25 protein-coding genes are annotated in these 22,927 nt (G+C 68.0%); 14 read left to right on the forward strand and 11 right to left on the reverse strand.

The window, feature by feature from the left end; genetic code table 11:
• Positions 1 to 9 precede the first annotated feature (9 nt).
• The 7 genes from ABD188_RS11875 to lnt all read left to right on the forward strand — a co-directional run bounded on the left by ABD188_RS11875 (position 10) and on the right by lnt (position 8,291).
• Positions 10 to 978: an FKBP-type peptidyl-prolyl cis-trans isomerase gene (locus ABD188_RS11875; RefSeq protein WP_344062323.1), complete on the forward strand. Its 969-nt coding sequence runs from the start codon at positions 10 to 12 to the stop codon at positions 976 to 978.
• Positions 979 to 1,032: 54 nt separating this feature from the next.
• A complete protein-coding gene (locus ABD188_RS11880; RefSeq protein WP_344062325.1) occupies positions 1,033 to 2,028 on the forward strand; it encodes a helix-turn-helix transcriptional regulator in 996 nt (331 codons plus the stop codon).
• On the forward strand, positions 2,025 to 2,987 hold the full coding sequence (locus ABD188_RS11885; protein WP_344062327.1) for a helix-turn-helix transcriptional regulator: 963 nt from the start codon (positions 2,025 to 2,027) through the stop codon (positions 2,985 to 2,987). The genes ABD188_RS11880 and ABD188_RS11885 overlap by 4 nt, the downstream gene beginning before the upstream one ends.
• 84 nt (positions 2,988 to 3,071) lie before the next feature.
• A complete protein-coding gene (gene tatA / locus ABD188_RS11890) occupies positions 3,072 to 3,338 on the forward strand; it encodes a Sec-independent protein translocase subunit TatA (RefSeq protein WP_344062329.1) in 267 nt (88 codons plus the stop codon).
• A gap of 65 nt (positions 3,339 to 3,403) precedes the next feature.
• Positions 3,404 to 4,165 (forward strand): twin-arginine translocase subunit TatC, encoded by a 762-nt coding sequence (tatC, locus tag ABD188_RS11895; protein WP_344067062.1) that lies wholly within the window; start codon positions 3,404 to 3,406, stop codon positions 4,163 to 4,165.
• On the forward strand, positions 4,165 to 6,678 hold the full coding sequence (locus ABD188_RS11900; protein WP_425561373.1) for a DEAD/DEAH box helicase: 2,514 nt from the start codon (positions 4,165 to 4,167) through the stop codon (positions 6,676 to 6,678). The genes tatC and ABD188_RS11900 overlap by 1 nt, the downstream gene beginning before the upstream one ends.
• A 38-nt stretch (positions 6,679 to 6,716) precedes the next feature.
• Entirely contained in the window at positions 6,717 to 8,291 is a 1,575-nt protein-coding gene (lnt, locus tag ABD188_RS11905) for an apolipoprotein N-acyltransferase (RefSeq protein WP_344062335.1), read from the forward strand.
• Positions 8,292 to 8,294: 3 nt separating this feature from the next.
• On the opposite strand, the gene ABD188_RS11910 is transcribed toward lnt, so the two are convergent.
• The 4 genes from ABD188_RS11910 to ABD188_RS11925 all read right to left on the reverse strand — a co-directional run bounded on the left by ABD188_RS11910 (position 8,295) and on the right by ABD188_RS11925 (position 11,084).
• A complete protein-coding gene (locus ABD188_RS11910) occupies positions 8,295 to 8,678 on the reverse strand; it encodes an RNA polymerase-binding protein RbpA (RefSeq protein ID WP_344062338.1) in 384 nt (127 codons plus the stop codon).
• Positions 8,679 to 8,819: 141 nt separating this feature from the next.
• On the reverse strand, positions 8,820 to 9,599 hold the full coding sequence (locus tag ABD188_RS11915; protein WP_344062341.1) for a glycerophosphodiester phosphodiesterase family protein: 780 nt from the start codon (positions 9,597 to 9,599) through the stop codon (positions 8,820 to 8,822).
• Complete coding sequence (locus ABD188_RS11920) at positions 9,596 to 10,588, reverse strand: SPFH domain-containing protein (protein ID WP_344062344.1); 993 nt, start codon at positions 10,586 to 10,588, stop codon at positions 9,596 to 9,598. Before ABD188_RS11920 ends, ABD188_RS11915 begins: the two co-directional genes overlap by 4 nt.
• Entirely contained in the window at positions 10,581 to 11,084 is a 504-nt protein-coding gene (locus ABD188_RS11925; protein ID WP_344062347.1) for an NfeD family protein, read from the reverse strand. Before ABD188_RS11925 ends, ABD188_RS11920 begins: the two co-directional genes overlap by 8 nt.
• A 120-nt stretch (positions 11,085 to 11,204) precedes the next feature.
• Between ABD188_RS11925 and ABD188_RS11930 the strand changes: the two genes are divergently transcribed.
• Both ABD188_RS11930 and ABD188_RS11935 read left to right on the forward strand, forming a co-directional pair.
• Positions 11,205 to 11,969: an SDR family oxidoreductase gene (locus tag ABD188_RS11930; protein ID WP_344062349.1), complete on the forward strand. Its 765-nt coding sequence runs from the start codon at positions 11,205 to 11,207 to the stop codon at positions 11,967 to 11,969.
• A gap of 2 nt (positions 11,970 to 11,971) precedes the next feature.
• Positions 11,972 to 13,954 carry a S9 family peptidase gene (locus ABD188_RS11935; RefSeq protein ID WP_344062351.1) on the forward strand — a complete coding sequence of 661 codons (1,983 nt, stop codon included), beginning with the start codon at positions 11,972 to 11,974 and terminating at the stop codon, positions 13,952 to 13,954.
• Positions 13,955 to 14,018: 64 nt separating this feature from the next.
• Here ABD188_RS11935 and ABD188_RS11940 read toward each other — a convergent pair whose 3' ends face one another.
• Complete coding sequence (locus ABD188_RS11940) at positions 14,019 to 14,573, reverse strand: HdeD family acid-resistance protein (RefSeq protein ID WP_344062353.1); 555 nt, start codon at positions 14,571 to 14,573, stop codon at positions 14,019 to 14,021.
• A gap of 185 nt (positions 14,574 to 14,758) precedes the next feature.
• Between ABD188_RS11940 and ABD188_RS11945 the strand changes: the two genes are divergently transcribed.
• Genes ABD188_RS11945 through ABD188_RS11955 form a run of 3 tightly spaced genes read left to right on the forward strand, consistent with a single transcriptional unit; the run spans position 14,759 to position 16,349 of the window.
• A complete protein-coding gene (locus ABD188_RS11945) occupies positions 14,759 to 15,352 on the forward strand; it encodes a sulfite oxidase-like oxidoreductase (RefSeq protein ID WP_344062355.1) in 594 nt (197 codons plus the stop codon).
• Positions 15,349 to 16,074, forward strand: coding sequence for a ferredoxin reductase (locus tag ABD188_RS11950; RefSeq protein WP_344062357.1), 726 nt, complete (start codon positions 15,349 to 15,351; stop codon positions 16,072 to 16,074). Before ABD188_RS11945 ends, ABD188_RS11950 begins: the two co-directional genes overlap by 4 nt.
• Complete coding sequence (locus tag ABD188_RS11955; protein WP_344062360.1) at positions 16,074 to 16,349, forward strand: DUF6510 family protein; 276 nt, start codon at positions 16,074 to 16,076, stop codon at positions 16,347 to 16,349. The genes ABD188_RS11950 and ABD188_RS11955 overlap by 1 nt, the downstream gene beginning before the upstream one ends.
• 4 nt (positions 16,350 to 16,353) lie before the next feature.
• On the opposite strand, the gene ABD188_RS11960 is transcribed toward ABD188_RS11955, so the two are convergent.
• Positions 16,354 to 17,274: an AEC family transporter gene (locus ABD188_RS11960; protein ID WP_344062363.1), complete on the reverse strand. Its 921-nt coding sequence runs from the start codon at positions 17,272 to 17,274 to the stop codon at positions 16,354 to 16,356.
• Between the two features lie 50 nt (positions 17,275 to 17,324).
• Between ABD188_RS11960 and ABD188_RS11965 the strand changes: the two genes are divergently transcribed.
• Positions 17,325 to 18,221 (forward strand): DNA-3-methyladenine glycosylase family protein, encoded by an 897-nt coding sequence (locus ABD188_RS11965; RefSeq protein WP_344062366.1) that lies wholly within the window; start codon positions 17,325 to 17,327, stop codon positions 18,219 to 18,221.
• Between the two features lie 75 nt (positions 18,222 to 18,296).
• On the opposite strand, the gene ABD188_RS11970 is transcribed toward ABD188_RS11965, so the two are convergent.
• Positions 18,297 to 19,103: an MBL fold metallo-hydrolase gene (locus tag ABD188_RS11970; RefSeq protein WP_344062369.1), complete on the reverse strand. Its 807-nt coding sequence runs from the start codon at positions 19,101 to 19,103 to the stop codon at positions 18,297 to 18,299.
• On the reverse strand, positions 19,103 to 19,693 hold the full coding sequence (locus tag ABD188_RS11975; protein ID WP_344062372.1) for a dihydrofolate reductase family protein: 591 nt from the start codon (positions 19,691 to 19,693) through the stop codon (positions 19,103 to 19,105). Before ABD188_RS11975 ends, ABD188_RS11970 begins: the two co-directional genes overlap by 1 nt.
• A gap of 69 nt (positions 19,694 to 19,762) precedes the next feature.
• On the opposite strand from ABD188_RS11975, the gene ABD188_RS11980 reads away from it, so the two are divergent.
• The gene (locus tag ABD188_RS11980) at positions 19,763 to 20,257 is read left to right on the forward strand and encodes a winged helix-turn-helix transcriptional regulator (RefSeq protein WP_344062375.1); all 495 of its coding nucleotides are present in this window, start codon (positions 19,763 to 19,765) and stop codon (positions 20,255 to 20,257) included.
• Between the two features lie 24 nt (positions 20,258 to 20,281).
• On the opposite strand, the gene ABD188_RS11985 is transcribed toward ABD188_RS11980, so the two are convergent.
• The 3 genes from ABD188_RS11985 to ABD188_RS11995 form a co-directional block, all read right to left on the reverse strand.
• A complete protein-coding gene (locus tag ABD188_RS11985) occupies positions 20,282 to 21,184 on the reverse strand; it encodes a patatin-like phospholipase family protein (RefSeq protein WP_344062378.1) in 903 nt (300 codons plus the stop codon).
• Positions 21,185 to 21,263: 79 nt separating this feature from the next.
• Complete coding sequence (locus ABD188_RS11990) at positions 21,264 to 22,364, reverse strand: ScyD/ScyE family protein (protein ID WP_344062381.1); 1,101 nt, start codon at positions 22,362 to 22,364, stop codon at positions 21,264 to 21,266.
• Between the two features lie 262 nt (positions 22,365 to 22,626).
• Entirely contained in the window at positions 22,627 to 22,890 is a 264-nt protein-coding gene (locus tag ABD188_RS11995) for a DUF6458 family protein (protein ID WP_344062384.1), read from the reverse strand.
• Positions 22,891 to 22,927: the final 37 nt, after the last annotated feature.

A 22,927-nucleotide genomic window follows, 5' to 3' on the forward strand; every position in this document is an offset into this window, starting at 1 on the left:
ACTGTTGCGGTGCGCAAGATCCCCGCTGCCCTCGCGGTCCTCACCCTCGCCGTCGTCGGCCTCACCGGCTGCTCGATGCCCGGTGCGGCCGAGTGCACGCGACCTGCCGTGCCCGACCAGGACGTGATCGATCTCATCGCGGTATCGGGTTCCACCGACGACGCCCCGGATGTCGACATCCGCACGCCGTTCCATTCGACGGAGGTCTCGTTCGCCGACGTCGTCACGGGCGAGGGAACGCCGATCAGCGCCGACGATCAGCTCGTCGTCCTCGACATCACGGTCTTCAGCGGCGAGACCGGCGAGCCGGTCGGCTCGACAACCTACGACGGCGCCCTCACCGCGGTCTTCCCGGTCTCGCGCTGGGAGCAGACGTTCCCGTCCTTCGACCAGGCGCTGGACTGCGCGACCGAGGGTTCCCGCGTCGTCGTGGCGCTCCCGCCTGGCGAGGTCGAGGCCGAGACGGCCGCAACGATGGGCCTTGCCGAGGATGACTCCGCGGTAGCGGTGGTCGACATCCGCAAGGTGTACCTGCCCAAAGCCGACGGCAAGAACCAGTACAACACCGGCCAGGGGCTGCCGAGCGTGGTCCGCGCACCGGACGGCAGGCCGGGCATCATCGTCCCCGACGGCGCACCTCCGACCGACGTCGTGGTGCAGACCATCAAGAAGGGCGACGGCCCCATCGTCACGGGCGATGTGCCGGTGCGCGTCCACTACACCGGCGTGCTGTGGGACGATCACACCGTCTTCGACACCACATGGGATGGCGATCCTGCGTCCGTGACACTCGATTCGGTCGTTCCGGGCTTCGCTCAGGCGCTCGAGGGACAGACCGTGGGGTCGCAGGTGATGGTCGTCATTCCGCCTGATCAGGGGTATGGCGACGAGGAACAGGCCGGCATCCCCGCCGATTCGACGCTCGTGTTCGTCGCCGACATCCTCGGGCTCGATCCGGAGCCGGCACCGGCGCAGTAGCGGCCCGGCAGGCGGTCGGCGCAGGAGCGAGGCCCACGACTCTAGGATTAGTGGGTGCCCCCCACTGTGCCCGTGAAGAGTCCTCCCGAGGAGCGGCTCGTCAACCTCGTTGTCGCGCTCATGGCGACCGAGCAGGGCCTCACGAAGGACACGATCCTCTCGTCCGTAGCCGGGTACCGTGAGCAGAGCGACGCCGGTGCCACGAAGGACGCGCTCGAGAAGATGTTCGAGCGCGACAAGGAGAGTCTGCGCGGGCTCGGCATCCCCATCGAGACGATCGGCGACTGGGCCGACCCTGACGACCTGCGCGAGGCGCGGTACCGCGTGCCCACTGCGGAGTACGCGCTTCCCGATGACATCTCCTTCACTCCGGCCGAACTGGCGCTGCTGAATCTCGCCGGAGGGGTGTGGAGTGAGAGCTCCATGTCGGATGACGCGCGCAGCGGCCTCCGCAAGATCCGCGCCCTGGGCATCCCGGTCGACGAGCCGATCATCGGGTACTCGCCGCGTATCAGCCTCCGCGATCCCTCGTTCTCAGCCCTGCAGCGTGCGATCGAGCAGACCCGCGTGGTGACCTTCCTCTACCTCAAGCCCGGTGAGGATGCGCCGCGAGTGCGGCGGCTGCAGCCGCTCGCGCTCGTCGACTACGAGTCGAGATGGCACGTCTTCGGCATCGATCTCAATATGCGCGCCGACCGCACGTTCCTGCTCTCGCGCATCGTCGGTCCGGTCGAGACATCGCGCGAGTCCTTCGATCCCGCGCTGCGCGAAGGCGCGGGCGACCGCGCGCTGGAAGGGCTCGAACGCGTCGCTGCACGCAACACCGCCCTCCTCGAGGTGAACCCGGGCAGCGAGGCCGCGCTTCGCCTCAGCCGCCGCGCGACGACGGCTGAGCAGGGCATCCACGTGTCGTTCGTCGACATGCATGTGTTCGCGGACGAGCTCGCCTCGTACGGTCCCGAGGTCCGCGTCGTCGAGCCGGTCGAGCTCACCGCCCAGGTCATCGCGCGGCTCGAGCGGACCAGCAGCACGAACGGCGGGGGATCATGAGTCGTCGCCGGCCGCTGGTCGCCACGGATCGCGCCGCGCTCATGCTGCAGCTCGTGCCGTATCTGATCGGCAAGGGCGAGGTGTCGATCCTCGAGGCGGCCGATGAGTTCGACGTCACGCCCGATCAGATGCGGGCGATGGTCGAGCGGCTCACCGTCATCGGCCTGCCCGGTGACGGTGGCTACTGGCAGATGGCCAACGACCTCTTCGACATCGACTGGGAACTGCTCGACGAGCGCGACATCATCGTCATCACGAACTCGGTCGGGCTCGAGCGCTCGCCCAAGCTCACCGCTCGCGAGGCCGCCGCGCTGCTCGCCGGACTCCAGCTCGCCCGGACGATCCCAGGAGTGGGCGACACCGACCTGTACACCGGTCTGCTCGCGAAGCTGGCACGCGGCGCATCGAGCACCCCCGCCGACGTGATCGTCGCACCCGGCCCGGTCGACGCGGTGCGCGATGCAGTGGCCGAGGCACTGAAGCGCCGAGTCGCCGTCGCGTTCACCTACAAGGCTCCGGATGCCGCACCCACCACCCGCACCGTCGATCCGGTCAAGGTGCACATCGCCGACCGCGAATGGTACCTGCAGGGCTGGTGCCACCTGCGCCAGGCGATGCGGACGTTCCATCTCGACCGGGTCAGCGACCTCGAACTCACGGACATCGCGATCACCCACGGCGAAGAGCCGGTTCCCGGCTGGTTCGACGAAGATGCCGGCGACGTCGTGGCCCGCATCCGGTTCCCGGCGTCCCTCGCGCCGCTCCTGGGGGACTACCTCGATCGTGCCGCGGTCGAGACGATCGAGGGCCACATGATCGCCACGATGCGCGTCGCCGATGAACTGAGTCTGCGCCGTCTCGCGGCCAAGCATGGCGGTGAAGTGGAGATCCTCGAACCGGCCGGAGCGCGACGCGCGGCAGCCGATTGGGCCCAGGCCGGTCTCGCCCAGTACCGCTGACCCGGCGCGGCGACTTTCGCCGCGCGTCGGCCCCTGCGATACCCGCGGGCTACAATGTGTACAGACCTGCCGAGAGGAATCGACATGCTAGGGAACCTGACAGGGTGGCACCTCCTGATCCTCCTTGCGGTGATCCTGCTGCTGTTCGGCGCGGCCAAGCTTCCCGCTCTCGCCAAGAGCATGGGGCAGTCCGCTCGCGTGTTCAAGGGCGAGATGAAGGCGATGAAGGAAGATGACGTCGCGGCGCAGCCCGCCACGACCGTCCCCGACGCCGGAGCCTCCGCGTCCGTCGCGGCGCCCACGACCGACGTACGCGCAGACGCGGGCGGAACCGCAGACACCAAGTCCTGACCGCCGTGGCCACGGCGGGACCGCCGCGCATCGAAGATCCGAACGTGCCGCGGCGTGAAAAGCGGATGTCGCTGGGGCAGCATCTCGTCGAGCTGCGCAGGCGGTTGATGATCGCAGCCCTCGCGCTCGTGCTGGGCATGGTCATCGGGTTCTTCATCACCGACCCGGTGCTGTACATCATCACCCAGCCGATCCGGGTCGTCGCGGAGTCGCGGGGTGAGGCAGGCTCGGTCGAGCTGATGTTCAGCACCGTCACATCGGGATTCGACCTCAAGCTGCGGATGTCGTTCGCGATCGGACTGCTGATCTCCGCTCCGTTCTGGATGTGGCAGATCTGGGCGTTCATCATGCCGGGGCTCACGCGCAAAGAGGTCCAGTACACGATCGGCTTCCTCGCGGCGGCGATCCCGCTGTTCTTCGCCGGGTGCTGGGCGGGCCTGCTGACGATGCCCCACATCGTCGAGCTGATGGCCTCGTTCGTTCCCGAAGGTGCCGCCGCGTTCTACGACGCCGCGTACTACTACGACTTCGTCTTCAAGCTCCTGATCGTCGTGGGCGTCGCGTTCGTCCTTCCGGTCTTCCTGGTCGCGCTGAATCTGGCCGGGGTGATGTCGGGTCGCGCCATCCTGAAGGGCTGGCGAGTGGCCGTCCTCGTCGCGATCGTGTTCGGCGCCCTGGCGACGCCTGCAGCCGATGTCGTGAGCATGCTCCTGCTGGCAGGCATCATGGTCCTCCTCTTCTTCGCGGCCGCAGGCGTCTCGCTGCTGTTCGACCGTCGTCGAGCGAAACGCGAAGCGGCGATCCTGCCTCCCGAGGCTCTCGCGTGATCGAGCCCGGTCCGGCCGAGAGGTACCAGCGAGCCGCTGAGACGTCGCGACAGGACCGGAGCCATCCGATCACCGCAGCCTTCGCTGCATCCCAGCGATTCACGCTCGATCCCTTCCAGCTGGCCGGATGCCGCGCGCTCGAAGAGGGGCGCAGCGTGCTCGTTGCGGCCCCGACCGGGGCGGGCAAGACGATCATCGGCGAGTTCGCCGTTCACCTCGCGATGCGCGAGCCGGCGCAGAACGGCTACGGCGACAAGGCGTTCTACACGACCCCCATCAAGGCGCTGTCGAACCAGAAGTTCCGCGAGCTGCAGGATGTCTACGGGGCCGACGAGGTGGGTCTTCTCACCGGCGACACGAACATCAACGGCAACGCGCGCATCGTCGTGATGACGACCGAGGTGCTCCGCAACATGCTGTATGCGGACTCTCCCGCGCTGCGCGGGCTGCGCTACGTCGTGATGGACGAGGTGCACTACCTCGCCGACCGATTCCGGGGCGCGGTGTGGGAGGAGATCATCATCCACCTGCCGCAGACCGTCCGGCTGGTCTCGCTGTCTGCCACCGTGTCGAACGCCGAGGAGTTCGGCGACTGGCTCGACACCGTGCGCGGCGACACCGAGGTGATCGTTTCCGAGATCCGTCCCGTGCCGCTCGAGCAGCACGTCCTGGTGCGCGGTGACCTTCTGCCGCTGTTCGACGATCGCGCCGGGATCGCGACCGCACAGGTGAACCAGGAGCTCATGCGCATCCGCTCGTTCAAGGGGCCGATGTACGAGAACAACCGCCGCGTGCAGGAGATGAACAGCGGGCGCCAGAAGGGACAGTACGTCGATCCCCGACGTCGTCCGCAGCGCGGTGCCAAGCGCCCGGTGCGCTCCGCGAACGTCCAGCGCATCGAGCGGCTCGACCGCCCTGATGTCGTCGAACTGCTCGCGCGCGCGAATCTGCTGCCCGCCATCTTCTTCATCTTCAGCCGCGCCGGCTGCGACGCGGCCGTCCAGCAGGTCCGCCGAGCGGGCGTGCGGCTCACCTCGCAGGAGGAGCGCGCCGAGATCCGCGCGATCGTCGAGCAGCGCACCCGCACCCTTCTCGACGAGGATCTCGCGGTGCTCGGCTATTACGACTGGCTCGACAACCTCGAGCGCGGCCTCGCCTCGCATCACGCCGGTCTGCTGCCGGCGTTCAAGGAGATCGTCGAAGAGCTGTTCCAGCGCAAGCTCGTCAAGGTCGTGTTCGCCACCGAGACGCTTGCTCTCGGCATCAACATGCCTGCCCGCACGGTCGTGCTCGAGAAGCTCGAGAAATTCAACGGCGAGGCGCGTGTAGCCATCACGTCGGGCGAGTACACCCAGCTGACCGGGCGTGCGGGACGCCGAGGCATCGATGTCGAGGGTCATGCGGTCATCCAGTGGACCGAGGGGGTCGACCCGCAGGCCGTCGCCGCCCTCGCGTCGCGACGCACCTATCCGCTGAACTCGAGCTTCCGCCCGACCTACAACATGGCCGTCAACCTGATCGACCAGTTCGGCCGCGCACGCGCTCGCCAGATCCTGGAGTCGTCCTTCGCGCAGTTCCAGGCCGACCGGGCCGTCGTAGGACTCGCGCGCCAGGTGCGCGAGCAGGAGGAGTCGCTCGCGGGCTACGAGAAGGCGATGACCTGCGACCGGGGCGACTTCACCGAGTACTCTGCGATCCGACGGGACCTGAGCGAAGCCGAGAAGCTGAACCGCAAGGATGCGAACGCGTCGCGTGCGACGCGCGACGCCCGGCACCGCGAGATCAGCAGCCTGCGACGACGCATGCAGCGGCATCCGTGTCACCAATGTCCGGACCGTGAGAATCACGCGCGATGGGCAGAGCGGTACTGGCGCCTCAAACGCACGGTCGACAAGATGCGCCAGCAGATCGAGACGCGCACGGGAACCGTTGCGCGCATCTTCGACCGCGTGGTCGACGTGCTGGCCGTCCTGGACTACGTGCGCATCGCCGATGACGGCCGCACCACGCTCACCCCGTCGGGGCGCACGATGCGCCGCATCTACGGAGAGCGCGACCTGCTCGTCGCCGAATCCCTGCGGCTCGGGCTGTGGAAGGACCTGGATGCCGCATCCCTCGCCGCTCTCGCCTGCTGTCTCGTGTACGAACCCCGACGCGACGAAGCGGGTACGGGGGAGCGGGGCTATCCGCGAGGAGCGTTCCGGGTGGCGCTCAGCGAGACCCAGACGCTGTGGCAGCAGCTCGACGACCTCGAGCGCGATCACCGGCTCCCTGGCTCGGATCCGATCTCGGCAGGGCTGGCGCAGGCCATGCACTCCTGGGCGCGCGGTGTGGCGCTCGAGCGCGTGCTCGACGAGGCAGACCTCGCAGCGGGAGATTTCGTCCGGTGGGCGAAACAGACGATCGACCTGCTCGACCAGCTGTCGATCGTTGCGGAACCGGCCCTCGCCGGCATTGCGCGTGCGGCGCTCGATGCCGTTCGGCGAGGCATCGTCTCGTACTCGTCGGTCTGACAGAGGGTCTCCAGATTCCGACATCTAGGGTGGACTTCGTGCCCCTCGCCGCCGACCGCCGACCGATCCTTCCGCTGTGGGCGGGGGTCCTGGCATCCATCGCCTCCGGCCTCCTGCTTACGACGGCATTCCCGTCGCTGTCGTGGTGGCCGATGGTCTTCGTGTCTGTCCCGGTCGCGCTGGTGAGCCTCATCGGCCGCCGCGCGTGGTCCGCCGTGCTCGTGGGGTTCGCCTTCGGCGCGGCCTTCTACTTCGTGAACCTGTCGTTCACGGCGAGGTACCTCGGACCCGAGCCGTGGATCGCGCTGTCGATGCTCGAGGCGATCCTCACGGCGGCGTTCGCGGTGCCGATCACGTTGGCGTATCGCTGGACGCCGCGTGTGCTGCCGGGCGGGTGGGGTCGGCTCGTGGTGCTGCCCGCTCTCGTTGCGGGGCTTTGGACCCTGCGAGAGGAGGTGCTCGGCACGTTCCCGTACGGCGGCTTTCCGTGGGGCCGGCTGGGGGTGTCGCAGGTGAACGGTCCGCTTGCCGAGGTCGTGTCGTGGGTCGGGATGTCGGGGCTGTCTTTCGTCATCGTGTTCGTATGCGCCGCCGGCGTCGAGTATGTGCGGGTGGGTCGGTGGCGCGATGTACGGACCGTGCTGCCCGTGGTCGTGGGTCTCGTGCTGCTGCTGATCCCGCCTCAGTTTCCGACCGCAGCCGACGGCACGATCCGCGTGGGGGCCGTCCAGGGGAACGGGCCCACCGGATACTTCGACGAGCGCGGCCCGAACGATGTCCTCAACGCACAGCTGGAGGCCACCGCGCCGCTGCTCGGAGAGGATATCGACGTGCTGCTGTGGCCGGAGGGCGGGATCGACTCCGATCCGACGCAGAACGCGTCGACAGCCGCCGTCCTCGACGCCATCGCGGAGCACCTCGACGCTCCGCTGCTGGTCAGCGCCGTGACCCAACGTGGCGATGAGTTTTTCAACTCGTCCCTGCTGTGGCAAGCGGGAGTCGGCAACCCCGTCGACACGTACGACAAACGCCATCCGGTGCCGTTCGGAGAGTTCGTGCCTGACCGCTGGCTCTGGCGCATGTTCGCCCCCGACCTCATCGACCTGATTCAGCGCGAGTACACCCCGGGCACCTCATCACCTCAGTTCGACGTCAACGGCGTCGGCGTGGGGCTCGCGATCTGCTTCGACGTGATCTATGACGATGTGATCTGGGATGGCGCGCGGGACGGCGCCGAGGTGTACATGTTCCAGACCAACAACGCCGACTTCCGCGGCACGAACGAGAACCTGCAGCAGCTCGCGTTCGCGCGGATGCGTGCGATCGAGACAGGGCGCTCCGTGGTGAACCTCTCGACTGTCGGCACCAGCCAGGCGATCGCTCCCGACGGGACGACGATCGCTGGACTGCCGGCCGACACGGCGGGCCACATGCTGACCGAGGTGCCGCTGCGCACCGGGCTCACTCCGGCAGTCGTGGCCGGCTCCGCCATCAAGACGCTGCTCGCGTGGGGAAGCCTCGTCGTGCTGATCGCACTCGGTGTGACAATCGAAGTCACGCGGCGGAGGAACGCGAAAACGCCGGCTCCCGAAGGAACCGGCGTTGCGCGGTGAGCGTCAGGCGCTGATCTTGTCGCGCGAGACATCCTCGCCGGCGCCGCGCCGCGCGCGGACATAGGCGAGTCGCTCTTCGAGAAGCTCTTCCAGCTCGGGGATCGTGCGGCGCTCGAGCAGCATGTCCCAGTGGCTGCGCGGGACCTTGTCGCCCGAGTGGTCGACGCTCGCGGTGCCCTCGCCGATGCGCAGAAGTGCCTCGGCGCCGCACGTGCGGCATTCCCACGCCTCAGGAACCTCGGCGTCGGCTGCGAATGTCATGGTCGTGTCACGTCCGCACGACGTGCACGTGTAGGTGTGCTTTGCGCGCTCATGGAACACGACGCCCTCTTCGCTCTGTAGGCTCTGGGCGCCGAGTCGGATGCCGCGCAGACTGCGGTCTGCCATTGTGTGGTCCTCTCGTCGCTCTTAGGTATAACGAAGTGACCTGAGCAGATCATCCGAACGGCGGAGGGTTGACAACCATTCACAGTGTATGCACAGTGTGGCACACCGCCGGTGCGTCCCTTGCCGATTGCGCTGCGACGGTCATGTCCGGAGTGTGCGGAGTGCGACATCCGCTCTGTCCGTGACGATGCCGTCGACGCCCATGTCGACAAGGCGACGCATGTCGGCAGGATCGTTCACCGTCCAGACGTGAACCTCGACGCCGGACCGGTGCGCCGCGTCGATGAGCCGCGGCGTCACGACCCGCACGCGCCCCTTGCGTTCGGGCACCTGAATGGCGTCGATGCCTCGCAGCGGACGGCTGACGAGGCGATCGGAGTGTGCGGCGACCGCTACCAGCAGTCGCACGATCGTCGACGTGCCTGCGGATGTGGCGGGAAGGATGCCGCTCCCGGCGGTCTCCGCCGCGGCCAGTGCGTCGCGACGTCGTGCATCCGAGAAGCTCGTGACCAGCACCCGGTCGGCGTGCGGGGCGATGATGGTGCCGACCGCGCCGGCCGCCGTGGGTGCCTTGACGTCGAGGTTGAATCGGACGTCGGGGAACGCGTCAAGTGCCTGCGCGAGCGTGATGAGCCCCCCGCGCCCGGCCATGAGCGCCTCGAGTTCGCGGACCGTCACATCCGCCACGCGACGCGGGTCGCCGGTCACCCGGGTGAGGTCCGCGTCGTGGAACAGCACGACGACGCCGTCGGAGGTGAGGTGGCAGTCCGACTCGACGTAGACGCACCCCGCCGCGTGCGCAGCAGCGACCGCGGCGAACGAATTCTCTGCGACGGCATGGGAGGCATCGGCCTGAGTCACGAGGCCCCGGTGGGCGAGCACGCGCGGTACGGTCGTGCCCTGGAACCAGGGGTGGGTCACGGCCCGGGCGGGGTGCCCTCGACGCGTGGCGTCTCGACGCTGGGTGTCTGGGCGCTGCGCGTCTCCTGACGCGCTGCGGCCGCGGCATCCGCAATCGTGGCGGTGAAGCCCCCGCTCATGCCCTTGAGGGCGTCCGTGAACTCGCTCGGGATGATCCAGAGCTTGCTCGAGGCGCTCTCGGCGATCTTCGGAAGTGTGAGCAGGTACTGGTACGCGAGCAGCTTCTCATCGGGGTTGCCGGCGTGGATCGCATCGAAGACGGTCTTGATCGCCTCGGCCTCGCCCTGTGCGTGCAGCACCTGCGCCTGCTTGTCGCCCTCGGCACGCAGGATGTCGGCTTGCCGGCGGCCTTCGGCCTCCAGGATCTGGGACTGCTTCGAGCCCTCGGCCGTCAGGATCACCGCGCGGCGATCGCGCTCGGCGCGCATCTGCTTCTCCATCGAGTCCTGGATGGAGTGGGGCGGATCGATCGCCTTGAGTTCCACACGGTTGACCCGGATGCCCCATTTGCCGGTGGCTTCATCGAGGACGATGCGCAGCTGGCCGTTGATCTCGTCGCGGCTGGTGAGGGCCTCTTCGAGGTTCAGGCCGCCGACCACATTGCGGAGCGTCGTCGTGGTGAGCTGCTCGACCGCGCCGAGGTAGTTCGCGATCTCGTATGTTGCCGCGCGAGCATCGTTGACCTGGAAGTACACGACGGTGTCGATCGATACGACGAGGTTGTCTTCGGTGATCACCGGCTGCGGCGGGAACGACACCACGGTTTCTCGCAGATCGACCAGCGGCCGGAGCCGGTCGATGAAGGGCACCAGGATGTTCAGGCCGGGGCTCAGAGTACGCTGGTACCGGCCGAGCCGCTCCACGACCCCCGCGTACGCCTGCGGGATGATGCGGATCGAGCGGAAGAGCACGACCACGACGAAGATCGTCACAGCTGCGACCAGTGCGATCACGAGGATCTGGCCGATGAGGGTGCCGACGTCATCCATCGAGTGCCGTCCTTTCGTCTGAGGTGCCGGTGACGGCGGTGGCGGGGACGACTTCGACGGTCGCACCGTGGACCGTCGCGACGACGATGCGGTCGCCGACATCGAGGTCGGCGCCGGACTGCTTCGGCGCGAGACGCGCGGTCCAGGTCTCGCCGTTGTCGAGCTTCACCAGCCCGGCGTTGTCGACGAACCGCGACATGACTCGTCCGCCGATCCCGTAGAGCGCGTCCACGTTGGTCTTGGCGTCGGGATCGCTGCGGTGAAGGCGGCGCAGCATCCAGGGTCTGATCGTGAAGATCAGCAGCACGGACAGCACTGCTGCTGCCAGGATCTGAAGCCACCACGGGCCGCCGAGGAGGTTCACCACGAGCCCGCCGATGAGGGATCCGGTGGCGAGCATCAGGAAGGTGAACTCGAGCGTGACGAGCTCGATGATGATGAAGACGACCGCGAGCGCGATCCATCCGATCCACATGTACTGCGTGAGATCCGGCACCGGCGCCCAGCTCCTTCTTCTCTTCCATCGACCCTAACACCGGCTTGAACGGGCGCGGTTGATAGGGTCGAATCGGCCCGCACGACTCATTCGCGCACCGATCCACCAGGAGCCGCCACCATGCCTCAGCCCCTCGACGTCGACTCTCTGAAGGGCAAGACCGCGCTCGTCACCGGGTCTTCCCGTGGCATCGGCGCAGACACGGTCCGCTACTTCGCAGAGGCGGGCGCGAACGTCGTGATCAACTTCCGCAACAAGGCGCCGCGGGCGGAGAAACTGGGAACCGACCTGCGCGCGCTCGGGGTGGAGGCCCTCGTCGTCGGGGCCGACCTCACCGATCCCGAGTCGGTGGCGGCGATGTTCGCGGAGGTCGAGCGTGCGTTCGGCCATCTCGACATCCTGGTGCTGAACGCATCGGGCGGAATGGAGTCGGGGATGGCGGCGGACTACGCGCTGCAGCTCAACCGCGACGCGCAGGTCTCGGTGCTCGAGCACGCGCTTCCGCTGCTCGGCGAGGGGTCGCGTGTCGTGTTCGTGACGAGCCACCAGGCCCACTTCATCCGGACCACTCCGACCATGCCCGAGTACGAGCCGGTGGCCCTGTCCAAGCGTGCAGGCGAGGACGCGCTGCGGGAGCGCATTCCTGCTCTCACCGAGCATGGGGTCGAGTTCGTCGTCGTGTCGGGCGACATGATCGAGGGCACGATCACCGCAACGCTGCTCGAGCGGGCCAACCCCGGCGCGATCGCCGAGCGGCGCGAGTCGGCCGGCAAGCTCTACAACGTCAGCGAGTTCGCGGCCGAGGTGGCCCGCGCCGCCGTCGACCCGATCCCGGCGGACAATACCCGCCTGGTCGGAGACACGAGCTCGTTCGCGGGGGAGTGAGCATGCGCGCCGACGACATCGAGAAGCTCATCTCGGTCGGACGCCCTGAGCTCAGCCCTGACGGCTCGTTCGCGGTGTTCGCGGTTTCGCGTCCCGACCTCGCGGCGAACCGTGCCGTAGGCCAACTGTGGCGCATCGATCTTCCCGACGGCACACCGCGCAGGCTCACTCGAGGAACAGCAGACGGCTCTCCCCGCCTGTCGCCCGACGGATCGCGCATCGCGTTCGTGCGGGGTGATGCCAAGGGCAAGACGCAGGTCTTCATCGTCGACGCCGCCGGCGGCGAGCCTGTGCAGGCGACCGATGCCGCGCTCGGTGTCGGCGACTTCGACTGGTCGCCCGACGGGCGGACGCTCGCCTTCACCGCGCGAATCCCCGACCCGGGTCGGTACGGCTCGGTGGAGGGCCTGGATGCCGGTGCCGAGCCGCCACGGCGCATCACCGGGATCCGCTGGCACGCCAATGGCCTCGGCTACCTCGCCGACCGGCCGGCCCGGCTCTTCGTGATCGACGTGCCGGCGACGGATGCCGAGCCGTTCTACGAGCCCGCGGCCACAGTCGTCGGCGAGGGCGAGACGCCGCGCAAGAAGCAGATCGTCGCGCACGAGGCGGTGCAGCTCAGTGCCGACGACGTCTCGGTGACGGGTGCCGTGTTCGCCGGCGCCGAGATCCTGACCATCGAGGACGAGGTCGATCCGTCGCTGCGCGACCTGCGCAGCGTGCTCGTGGCCATCCGCGTCGACGGCTCTGGTCAGCGTGAAGTCGTCGGGCGCGGTGCCAACCTGTCGATCGGCGAAGCAGTCGTTGCAGCGGACGGCACAATCGCTTTTCTCGCGGACGACGTCGGTGCCGAGGGCATCGACTTCATCGCGCCGGGGTCGGCGCTGTGGATCCTCGAGCCGTCCGGACCGCGCCGCCTCACCGATCCTGAGACCATCGACCTCGGCGAGGTCGGCAGCCACATCACGGCGACGGAGGACGACTTCCTGGTGCAGGATCGCACGCGCGGCCGTGTGAGGCTGCTGCGCGTGACCCGATCCGGAGAGGCGACCGAGGTCCTCGGCGGCGACCTGGAGGTCGCAGGTCACGCTGCGGCGGGCGACAGGATCGTCGCGGCCGTGGCCACCCCCGACTCGTTCGGCGAGCTCTTGCTGCTCGAAGACGGTGTGGCACGGACACTGACAGCCTTCGGGGTCTCGGCCGCCGCGACCGGACTGGTCACGCCACGCGAGGTCACCGTCGAAGGGCGCGACGGCTATCCGGTCCATGGCTGGGTGGCCAAGCCCGACGGCGACGGTCCCTTCCCCGTCATCCTCCAGATCCACGGCGGACCATATGCCTCATACGGCATCCATCTGTTCGATGAGACGCAGGTGCTCGTAGCGGGGGGTTACGCGGTCGTGTACTGCAACCCTCGCGGATCCGCCGGCTATGGCCGCGAGCATGGCCGCGTGATCCGTCAGGCGATGGGCACCGTCGACTTCGCCGATGTCGTGGACTTCCTCGATGGCGCTGTGGCGGCCGACTGGACCCTCGACGCATCGAGGGTCGGCGTCATGGGCGGTTCGTACGGCGGCTACCTCACCGCGTGGGTGATCGCACACGATCACCGTTTCGCGGGAGCGATCGTCGAGCGCGGATTCCTCGACCCGGTCTCCTTCCAGGGCACCAGCGACATCGGCACCTTCTTCGGTGACGAATACGTCGGCATCTCTGCTGAGGACATCGCACGTCAGAGCCCCATGGCCGTCGTCGATCGCGTCACGACCCCGACCCTCATCATCCATTCCGAGCTGGACTTCCGCTGCCCGCTCGAGCAGGCGACGCGGTACTACAGCGCGCTCAAGCGGCAGGGCACGGATGCCGAGCTGCTCGTCTTCCCTGGCGAGAACCACGAGCTCACCCGGTCTGGCCAGCCTCGTCACCGTGTGGAGCGATTCGCGGCCGTCCTCGACTGGTGGGAGCGCAGGCTGCCCATCACCTGACGTGCGCAGACACACGCAAGGGGCTCGGGACCTGACGGCCCCGAGCCCCTTGCGTGTGTGAAGGCTATTCGCCGCGGAAGGTGAAGGCGCGGACGATGTTGATGATGCCGAGGACCACCAGCGCGATGCCCAGCAGCCACCAGAGCACCGCAGCGCCCCACAGCGGGGAGAAGAGCAGGACGAGACCGGCGATGATGCTGATGATCGCGAAGATGATCGACCACACCTTGGAGCGGGCGTCGCCGAGCGTCGAAAGCGACACGATTCCCTCGACGATCCACATGATTCCGACGAGGATGCCGAGGAAGACCGCGAGCCAGGCCGTGGTCTGCTGGAGGTTCGCGAACGCGACGACACCGGCGATCACGAAGAGGACGCCGAGTGCGATGTGCCCGATGCGCGACCAGCCGCCACGGTTCCTCGTGAAGATTCCGAGGCCCGCGTAGACCAGGCCGGCGGCGATCGCGTAGATCGCGATGATCGCGGCCACGACCGCAGCCGTCTTGCCGGGCCAAGCGAGGATCAGGATGCCGACGATGACGGCGAGGACGCCGCCCACTCCGAGTGCTGTACGGATGCCGTTGATGGCGGACTTCTCGGCCGATGATTCGGTGGACATGCGAGGGTCCTTTCTGAGAGTTCCCTGTGAGGTGCGCGCCCCAGCATAGACCCGTCCTCGTGTCATCCGGCGACCGCGTCGGAGTGTGTCGCGGCATCCGCCCCCGACCTGTGACAATCGCCTTCCCGGTCAGGGCGGATCGGCGTTACGGTGAACGAACGAGCACCCGACGGTTTGGGGGACACATGGCAGTCTTCTCGAGAGGCTTCGGCGCGCGGCGGCGCGAGAGCGATCCGCGGCTTCCGCCCGGGCAGTACATCACCGAGGATTTCCCGGTGCTGTCCGCAGGCCCGACGCCCCGGATCGACACGGCGGAGTGGTCGTTCGACATCCGCAGCGAGAGCGGCGCGGTGACGAGCTGGTCGTGGGACCAGTTCATGGCGCTGCCGATCGAGGATGTGGCGACCGACATCCATTGCGTCACTCGCTGGTCGAAGCTCGGCACATCATGGCGAGGCGTGTCGATCGACACGCTTCTCGAGCACGTGGACTCGGACGCGGATTACTCGATGGTGCACTCGTACGGCGGCTACACCACCAACGTGCCGATGGAGGACCTGCGGGACGGCCGTGCCTGGGTGGCGTTCGAGTTCGACGGCGAGCCGCTCGACCCCGAGCATGGCGGGCCGGCCCGCCTGCTCGTGCCGCACCTCTACTTCTGGAAGAGCGCCAAGTGGGTGCGGGGCCTCACCCTGATGGGCGACGATGCGCCGGGATTCTGGGAGCAGAACGGCTACAACATGCACGGCGACCCCTGGACCGAAGAGCGCTACTGGTGATCGTCGGCGACTGGCGCGCAGCGCGCGTCGTCGATGTGTCGGATGCGACCGCGACGGCGAGAGTCCTGCGTGTCACGGTGCCGGGCTGGCCGGGGAGCGATCCGGGTCAGCATGTCGACATCCGTCTCACCGCGGAGGATGGCTATCAGGCTGTGCGCTCGTACTCCCTCGGTTCGTACGGGGCCGACGACACGATCGAGCTCGCCGTCGATGAGATCCCCGAGGGCGAAGTCTCGCCCTACCTCGTCCGGGACGTGCGACCAGGGGACGAGCTCGAGGTCAAGGGGCCGCTCGGCGGATACTTCGTGTGGCGAGCCGGGGGAGTGGACCCCGTGCAGCTCATCGCCGGTGGTTCGGGCATCGTGCCGCTGATGGCGATGGCACGAGCGAGGACGGATGCCGCGACCGGCGCTCCGTTCCGGCTGCTCTACTCGGTGCGCACTGGCGGAGACGCGATATATCGCGATGAGCTCGGAATGTTGAGCGAGTCCGGGGGAGTGGCTGTCACCTGGGCCTACACGCGCGCCGCGCCGCCTGGGTGGGACGGTCGCGTCGGCCGGCTGGACAGGGCGGGTATCGAGGCCGCGATCTGGTCGACGGATCGGATGCCGGCCGTCTACGTGTGCGGGCCGACGGGATTCGTCGAGCACGTCGCCGACACGCTCGTCGAGCTCGGGCATGACGCCCGAAGGATCAAGACCGAACGGTTCGGAGGTGCGTGATGAGAGCTGAGAACGCCGCCGCGGTCGTCGACGGCAATGCGGCGGCCGGCATCCTGTCGGAGATCTTCGCCGGCGATGCCACGACGATGATCGGCGTGTGCGGGGGATGCGGATCGGTCGCGCCGCTCGCTGAGGCCGTCGTCGAACTCGACGATGACTGCGCGATCGTGCGCTGCCGGGGCTGCACGCACACGCTTGTGACGGTGATTCGCGCTCCGGCGCAAATGCGCGTCGTGCTCGGAACGCTGCGAGAGGTCGCTGCACCGCGACCCTGAGACTTCAGCCCAGCAGGAGCGTGATCGCGATGAGCACCGGCACACACCCGATCGTCGTGAGGAAGACGGTGTCGCGCGAGATGACCTCGCCGACCCCGTAGCGCTGCGAATAGTTGAAGACGTTCTGCGCGGTCGGGAGGGCGGCGAGAACGGTCACCACGAGCACGTCGTGGGCCGACAGGTGGAACAGGAACAGGGCGCATGCCCACGCGACCAACGGCATCAGGAAGAGCTTCAGCATGGTGGCCAGGATGACGTCGCGTCGTCGGCCGGACGCTCCGAGCACGCGCTGCCCGTGCAGCGAGATGCCGTAGCTGATGAGCATGACGGGCACGCACGCGTTCGCGATGAGCATCGCCGGCTGGAGCACGACCGGCGGCAGATCGATGCCGCTCACCGAGACGAGGGTGCCCAGCGCGGATCCGATGACGATCGGATTCGACAGGGTTCGCAGGATCGTCCGCGACGGCGACGAGCGACCGGAGGTCGCGGCATCCAGGACGGCCATGGCGATCGGTGCGAACACCAGCAGCTGCAGCAGGATGACGGGAGCCGGATACGCTGCACTGCCGAGCAGGTAGAGCGAGAGCGGGATGCCGATGTTGTTGGAGTTCACCTGACCGGCCGACAGCGCTCCGATGACCGTCTCGCCGACGGGCCGCTTCCACGCCAATCGTGCGGTGAGCGCGTAGGAGCCGATGATCACAGCCGCCGCGATCGCCGACACCGGCAGGAGCGCCGAGAAGAGCGTCCGCACGTCCGCCTGAGAGAGCACGACGAACAGCAGGAACGGTGACAGTACGAAGAACGTCAGTCGTGCCAGCACCGGCCGGGCGTGCTCGCCCAGCAGATCGATGCGGCCGATGATCCAGCCGACGACGATCGCGACGCCCACGACGACGAACCCCGTGAGCGACTCCAGCATTCTCCGAGCCTAGGGGCGTGACTGTCCGAGGTCGCACGTAGGCTCCGACCATGACACCCGAGCGCGGAGCTGTGCGGCCGGACCTCGTCGTTGAGCTGGAGGTGCTCGGACCGTGGTCCCTCGCGACGAGCAAGTCCTTCTGGGAAGGCTTCGCGCCTGCGTCGCTGCCGTCGCGCGGGTCCTCCGACGAGCTTCGGACGGTGTTCGTCGCCGAAGGCGATTGGCAGCGCGTCGAGGCGGTCGTCGCTCAGGAAGGTGACTCCGCACGGATCGCCCTGTCGGGGTCGGGCGACCTGCGGTCGGCTGCCGCGCAGGTGGGGCGGTTCCTGTCGCTGGACATCGACGCCAGGGGCTGGCCCGACGTGGGCCGCCGCGATCCCGTCATCGCCGACGCCCAGAAGCAGCTCCCGGGACTGCGGCCTTGCGGCTTCCATTCGCCCTACGAAGCCGCCGCATGGGCCGTGCTGTCGCAACGCATCCAGATGACGCAGGCGGCATCCTTGCGCAGATCGCTGATCGAGAACCACGGCGACGACGGTGCGTTCCCCGCGCCGGGCGTACTGCGAACGCTGGATGTCGACCTGCCGGGACGGAAGAGCGAGTACCTTCACGCCGTCGCCGAAGCCGCGTTGGACGGCGTTCTCGACGGAGCCCACCTGCGGTCGCTGGCTCCGGCCGACGCCATGCATCTGGTTCGGCAGATCAAGGGTCTCGGCCCGTTCGCGGCAGAACTGGTCGTCATCCGTGGTGCGAACGCGCCCGACGTGATGCCGACCTCAGAGCGCCGACTGAATGACGAGATCGTCCAGCGATACGGTGCCGGCGCGTCGCCGGACGAGATATCCGAGCAATGGATCCCGTTCCGCAGCTGGGCGTCGGTTCATCTGCGTGCGCTCCGTGCGATCCGGATGTCCGAGACTTCGATGTCGATGAGCAATAGCCGATAATGCACATTATGTCAGATCCCGTGAATCCGAGCGCAGTGGGGTCACTCCCCGGTCGCGAGGCGGGCTCGTCCCCACTCACGCCTGAGCGACGCGTTCTCGCTGCCCCTCATGCACGTAACTCACCCATTCCCACCCGGGCTCCGGCGAGTCGAGCCGCGGGTCGCTGACATCCGTGCCGTCCCGCAGCGCCTCCACGTATGCCCGATCCCGTGCGATCCTTTCGCGCAGCTCCGCTGATCCGCCGACGGATCCGTGGCCCGGGATCACGACGTCCACGCCGCGCGCGGCATCCTCGATCATTCGCAGGGCTGTCAGGTAGTCCTGGATCGGGTCGGCGGCCCCGTGGAGGTCGAGCATCGGAACCAGGACGTCCGAGAGCATGTCGCCCGCGACGAGGACTCGACCCTCCTCGATCAGCAGCGCCGCGTGACCCTGGGCGTGCGCCCGATGCTCGATGATCCGGACCGTAGGGCCATCCCACGGAACCTGCGTCGTCCCCTCCGGCAGGCCGATGATCAGGCCGAGCAGGTCTCGTGGGATGTCGTCGGCGAACTCCGGCGGCAGCCCCTCGGCCAGCTGGTCCTCCCAGTCCGCGTTCGACAGGAACTCGCGGATGGATGCCGCGGCGCGGGCTGTGCCGTAGCGGGGCGCATCGCCGAGCTCCGGATGCCAGAGCACGTGGTCCCAGTCGGGATGCGTCGAGAAGCCGACCTCCACGCGCTGCCCGAGGTCGCGAAGATCGTTCGCGATGGTGATCAGCTCGTCCCGCGTGATGCCGGGGTCGATCAGCAGAACACCTGTCTCCCCCGCAACGACCACGGCGTTGCTCTGGATGCACTCGCTCTGGTGCACGAGCACACCATCCACTGCCTGCGTGAGCATCAGCCTTCCCCTCCGGCATCGACGATGGCGTAGCGATGCATGGTGACGCCCGATGCGAACGATCGCTGCTCGAGCAGCTCCAGTTCGATCGGCTGGTCGTAGTCGTCGAACAACGGCCTTCCGAACCCCAGAATGGCGGGATGGGTGGTCACCAGCAGCTCATCGAGCAGACCCGCGCGCAACAGCTGCGTCGCCACATCGGCGCCGCCCACCCCGATCGTCCCGTCGGTCTCGGCGCGCAGCGCTGCGAGCTGGCCCATCGCATCGTCTCCCCCGATGATCCGGGTGTTGTGGTCCGCGTTGTGGCGGGTGCGCGATACGAGCACCTTGGGCTTGGCGGTCCAGATCTCGCCGTATTCCCGCAGGAAGTCCGGCAGCGATGCGTCTTCGCGTGCGCTCGGCCAGAACTCCTCCATGGTCTCGTAGAAGATCCGCCCGTGGACGATCAGCTCGACCTCCTCGGCACGGGCATTGAACTCGCGATGGAGTTCCTCGTCGATGCGCATCCACTCCCCCGCGCCGTTGTCCCCCGCAACCTGCTCGATCCGCAGGTCGAGGGACACGTTCATCGAGTACACGAAGCGGCCCACGGCTCCTCCATAGTGATTGCGTTCTGCAATCACTATAGTGAGAACTCCATAGCTGTCAAGGAGGGCGTCGTGGAACCGATCTCTGGGAGTCCGATCACCGCCGCCGTCGAGGTGCTCGGAGATCGATGGTCGCTGCTCGTTCTGCGCGACGTCATCTTCAGTGACCGCCGCTACTTCCGCGCACTGCTCACGGGGTCGCCCGAGGGCATCGCTTCGAACATCCTCGCTGACCGCCTGAAGCGCCTCCTCGACGCGGGGATCCTCACCCGCGGCACGGCGGCCCGAGGACAGCGCGCGCGCTTCAGCCTGACGGAAGCCGGCATCCAGACCCTGCCGATCCTTTACGCCCTGGGCAACTGGGGCCTGAACTGGCGCTCCGGCGAGGGTCAGTCCCCCACCGCGCAGCAGTTCATGCGCGACGGGGGTCCTGAATTCCTCGAGGAGCTCATGGACGAGCTCCGTGTCCGCCACCTGGATGCCCCGCCGAAGCCGCGCGCCGGTCCCGGCGCGTTCGAGCGGCTCGAAGCTGCGCAGGCCGCGGCATCCGGTCCACCCCCGCCGTGACCTACGACGGCTGATTCAGCACGTTCAGCGCCAGAACTCCTCAAGCCGCGCATGGAGCGCTGTCGCCTGTTCATGCCCGGAGGTCGCCGCCGCGGGACGCAGCGAGTGATCCATCGCGTTGGCGCCGAACAGGTGCTCGGCGTCGCTGTCGGGAAAGATCGTCTCGACGAGGCTGCCGACGGCGCGAAGCTCGTGGACCTGCGTGGCGAGCTGGGTGCCCCACTCCGGCGGCGTCCACCACACGCCGCCGAGCGGCGCGATTACCAGCACCCGCTCAAAGCCCGCTGCCAGATCGGCGTTGTCGGCGTTGGTGCGGTAGCCGCCGTCGATGTACCTGCGGTCGCCGATGCCGTAGGCGAAGCCACCGCCGGCGGTGCTGGCCGCGACGGCGTCGACCAGGTCGACGCCGCTGTCGCGGTCGAACACGACTGGTTCGCCGGTGCGGGCATCGACCGCGGTGAGTTGAATGAGCCGTTCCGGCCACCGCGTGCTGGCCAGCCGAGCGGCGACGGTCGCGCGCCACCGCGCCGTTCCGGCGCCGTCCGACGCCGCATCCGCTTCGAGTGCCGCCGCGCCCATTCGGCGGCGGAAGTCGGCCGCATCCGCCGCGGCGGCGATGACGTCTCGCACCTTCTGCATGTGGTCCGCCGCGGCGCCGGCCGGACCGCGTCCGCGGGCTGATCCTCCCTCGCCGCGCCGTTGCGGGGGCGCCGCGGCAACCGTCGCGGCGAACAGCTCGGGAGCGGGCGCGCCCGCGATCTGGGCGGCGGCCGTCGCGCCGGCTGAGGTGCCGACGGTCAGGTCGGCGGTGGTCACGTCCAGCCCGGCGTCATAGAGACCGGCGACGACGCCGATCAGCCAGGCATTGCCGGTCGATCCGCCGCCGCCGAGGACCAGTGCGGTTCGGGTGGGTGTCGAGTGAGTCATGGTCGCAGCTTCGTGGCAGACCCGAACGGCCCGGTATGACGTTTACGCAAGACGCCTTGCCGGGCCGTTCGAGCGACTGTCACCAGGTGCCATGATAGCCGTTGCCGGCGCAGCCGCCTCCCCGGTGATGCTTGCCCGCGCTGGAGACGTCGCTGACCTTCCACACCTCGCCCTCGAGCGTGACCACGTACGCGGTGTCCCGCTTGAAGCTGACCGAGATCGGAAGATCCAGCCCATCGGAGACCACCGAGAACGTTCCGTTCCGGTTGACCTTGAGAAGTTCGCCACTGTCAGGTAGCGCGGGAGAACCCGGATCCACGATCCCCGGTGAGTCGCCCTGCGACACCGCGTAGAGCCCGCATGCGCCGGCTTCCACGTCGGTCAGGAGGCTGTATCCGGATGCCACGACTCGCGGTTGCGGATTCCGCAGCCCGAACGCGACCACCTTGCCCGTCGCAGGATCGTGCGGAACCGGGCCCGCCTCGGCCATGAACACCAGTCGTCCGATCGTCTGGAGGCCGGTCGGCACGATGTTGTCGAACTGCTCGACCAGGCGGACGTCGCCGTTGAGCGACGCCTTGACCACCCGGTTGTGGTGACCGTCGGTCACGAGGAAACCGCCCTTGGTCGGCTCCATGGCGAACTGCACACCACGCAAGAGGAAGAAGTCGATGTCCGGCGGTGGTGGGTTCTGCAGCGACCAGTCGCCGATGTCGGCGATCACCGTGAAGCTGTCGGAGTCATCGATGCGATAGATGCCATCGACGTCGTTGACGGAGTCGCCCGGCACGTCGTCGTCGCCGGGGACGTCGTCACCCACATTCGCCACCAGGACGTACGCCGTCCGGCCGAGGAAGGCGACGTCGATCGCCCCGCCGATGGGAATCGCCGGGCGTGGCAAGCCCGTCACATACGCGGACTTCGCTCCGGTGTGCACGTCGATGCGCGTGACCTGGCCGATCGCCCCTTCGGCGACGTACAGCGCGCCGTCAGGACCGATCGTGCTGCCGCTGGCCCCCTGCAGTCCCGAAGCGAGAAGCGATTCGACAGGTCCGCCGCCTCCGCCGTGCCCTCGGCCGGTCGCGGGTGTCGCCGCGCTCGCCATCGCGGGCGCGAAGAGCGTTGACAGGACGAGGGCGGTGATGGCTGTCCCCGAGAGCAGTGTTCTTCTGATTCTCATGAGTTCCTCCGGTCGACATTCGTCGGTACCGGTCGCTCGGCAAGCGTTCGTCGTGCGGCCGGGGTATGGATGTGCCGCCCATGACGTATCAGAACACCACTGCACGCTCCATCGTCATCGCAGCTGGCCAACACCTTCCTCCGCCCGCACGTTGAGGTCAAGAGGGTGTCCGTACGCACGAGCTCGGTCTGCAGGCAGCGAAAGAGCCCGGACCGGGGTTGCGACAACCACCCTGGTCCGGGCTCAAAACCGCTGAGTGGTCTCAGATGGTGGTGTCGTCCGGGGTCGCGCTCGTGGAGCGCTGCGTCACCCGTTCGCCCGCGACGGGGTCGACGGATGTGCGCGTTGTGCTCGCGACCTGACGGCGACGCATCACCAGTACGAGACCGATGATGAAGACGACAGCTCCCGCCGCCATCAGGATGTAGCCGACCATGTCGAGGTTCACCCAGTCGACCTGCACATTCACGGCGAACGCGAGGATGGCTCCGATGGCGAACAGCAGGATGCCTGCTCCGATGCTCATGCGAGGATTCCTTTCCGGGGATTGCGACGACGCACCC

The organism is Microbacterium pumilum, assembly GCF_039530225.1.
Lineage (GTDB): Bacteria > Actinomycetota > Actinomycetes > Actinomycetales > Microbacteriaceae > Microbacterium > Microbacterium pumilum.

Bases quoted from the DNA above. Each gene is read 5' to 3' on its own strand.
- ABD188_RS11885 (WP_344062327.1), top strand. From the start codon at position 2,025: ATGAGTCGTCGCCGGCCGCTGGTCGCCACGGATCGCGCCGCGCTCATG.
- tatA (WP_344062329.1), top strand. From the start codon at position 3,072: ATGCTAGGGAACCTGACAGGGTGGCACCTCCTGATCCTCCTTGCGGTG.
- tatC (WP_344067062.1), top strand. From the start codon at position 3,404: ATGTCGCTGGGGCAGCATCTCGTCGAGCTGCGCAGGCGGTTGATGATC.
- ABD188_RS11910 (WP_344062338.1), bottom strand. From the start codon at position 8,678: ATGGCAGACCGCAGTCTGCGCGGCATCCGACTCGGCGCCCAGAGCCTA.
- ABD188_RS11920 (WP_344062344.1), bottom strand. From the start codon at position 10,588: ATGGATGACGTCGGCACCCTCATCGGCCAGATCCTCGTGATCGCACTG.
- ABD188_RS11930 (WP_344062349.1), top strand. From the start codon at position 11,205: ATGCCTCAGCCCCTCGACGTCGACTCTCTGAAGGGCAAGACCGCGCTC.
- ABD188_RS11935 (WP_344062351.1), top strand. From the start codon at position 11,972: ATGCGCGCCGACGACATCGAGAAGCTCATCTCGGTCGGACGCCCTGAG.
- ABD188_RS11940 (WP_344062353.1), bottom strand. From the start codon at position 14,573: ATGTCCACCGAATCATCGGCCGAGAAGTCCGCCATCAACGGCATCCGT.
- ABD188_RS11945 (WP_344062355.1), top strand. From the start codon at position 14,759: ATGGCAGTCTTCTCGAGAGGCTTCGGCGCGCGGCGGCGCGAGAGCGAT.
- ABD188_RS11955 (WP_344062360.1), top strand. From the start codon at position 16,074: ATGAGAGCTGAGAACGCCGCCGCGGTCGTCGACGGCAATGCGGCGGCC.
- ABD188_RS11960 (WP_344062363.1), bottom strand. From the start codon at position 17,274: ATGCTGGAGTCGCTCACGGGGTTCGTCGTCGTGGGCGTCGCGATCGTC.
- ABD188_RS11965 (WP_344062366.1), top strand. From the start codon at position 17,325: ATGACACCCGAGCGCGGAGCTGTGCGGCCGGACCTCGTCGTTGAGCTG.
- ABD188_RS11970 (WP_344062369.1), bottom strand. From the start codon at position 19,103: ATGCTCACGCAGGCAGTGGATGGTGTGCTCGTGCACCAGAGCGAGTGC.
- ABD188_RS11985 (WP_344062378.1), bottom strand. From the start codon at position 21,184: ATGACTCACTCGACACCCACCCGAACCGCACTGGTCCTCGGCGGCGGC.
- ABD188_RS11990 (WP_344062381.1), bottom strand. From the start codon at position 22,364: ATGAGAATCAGAAGAACACTGCTCTCGGGGACAGCCATCACCGCCCTC.
- ABD188_RS11995 (WP_344062384.1), bottom strand. From the start codon at position 22,890: ATGAGCATCGGAGCAGGCATCCTGCTGTTCGCCATCGGAGCCATCCTC.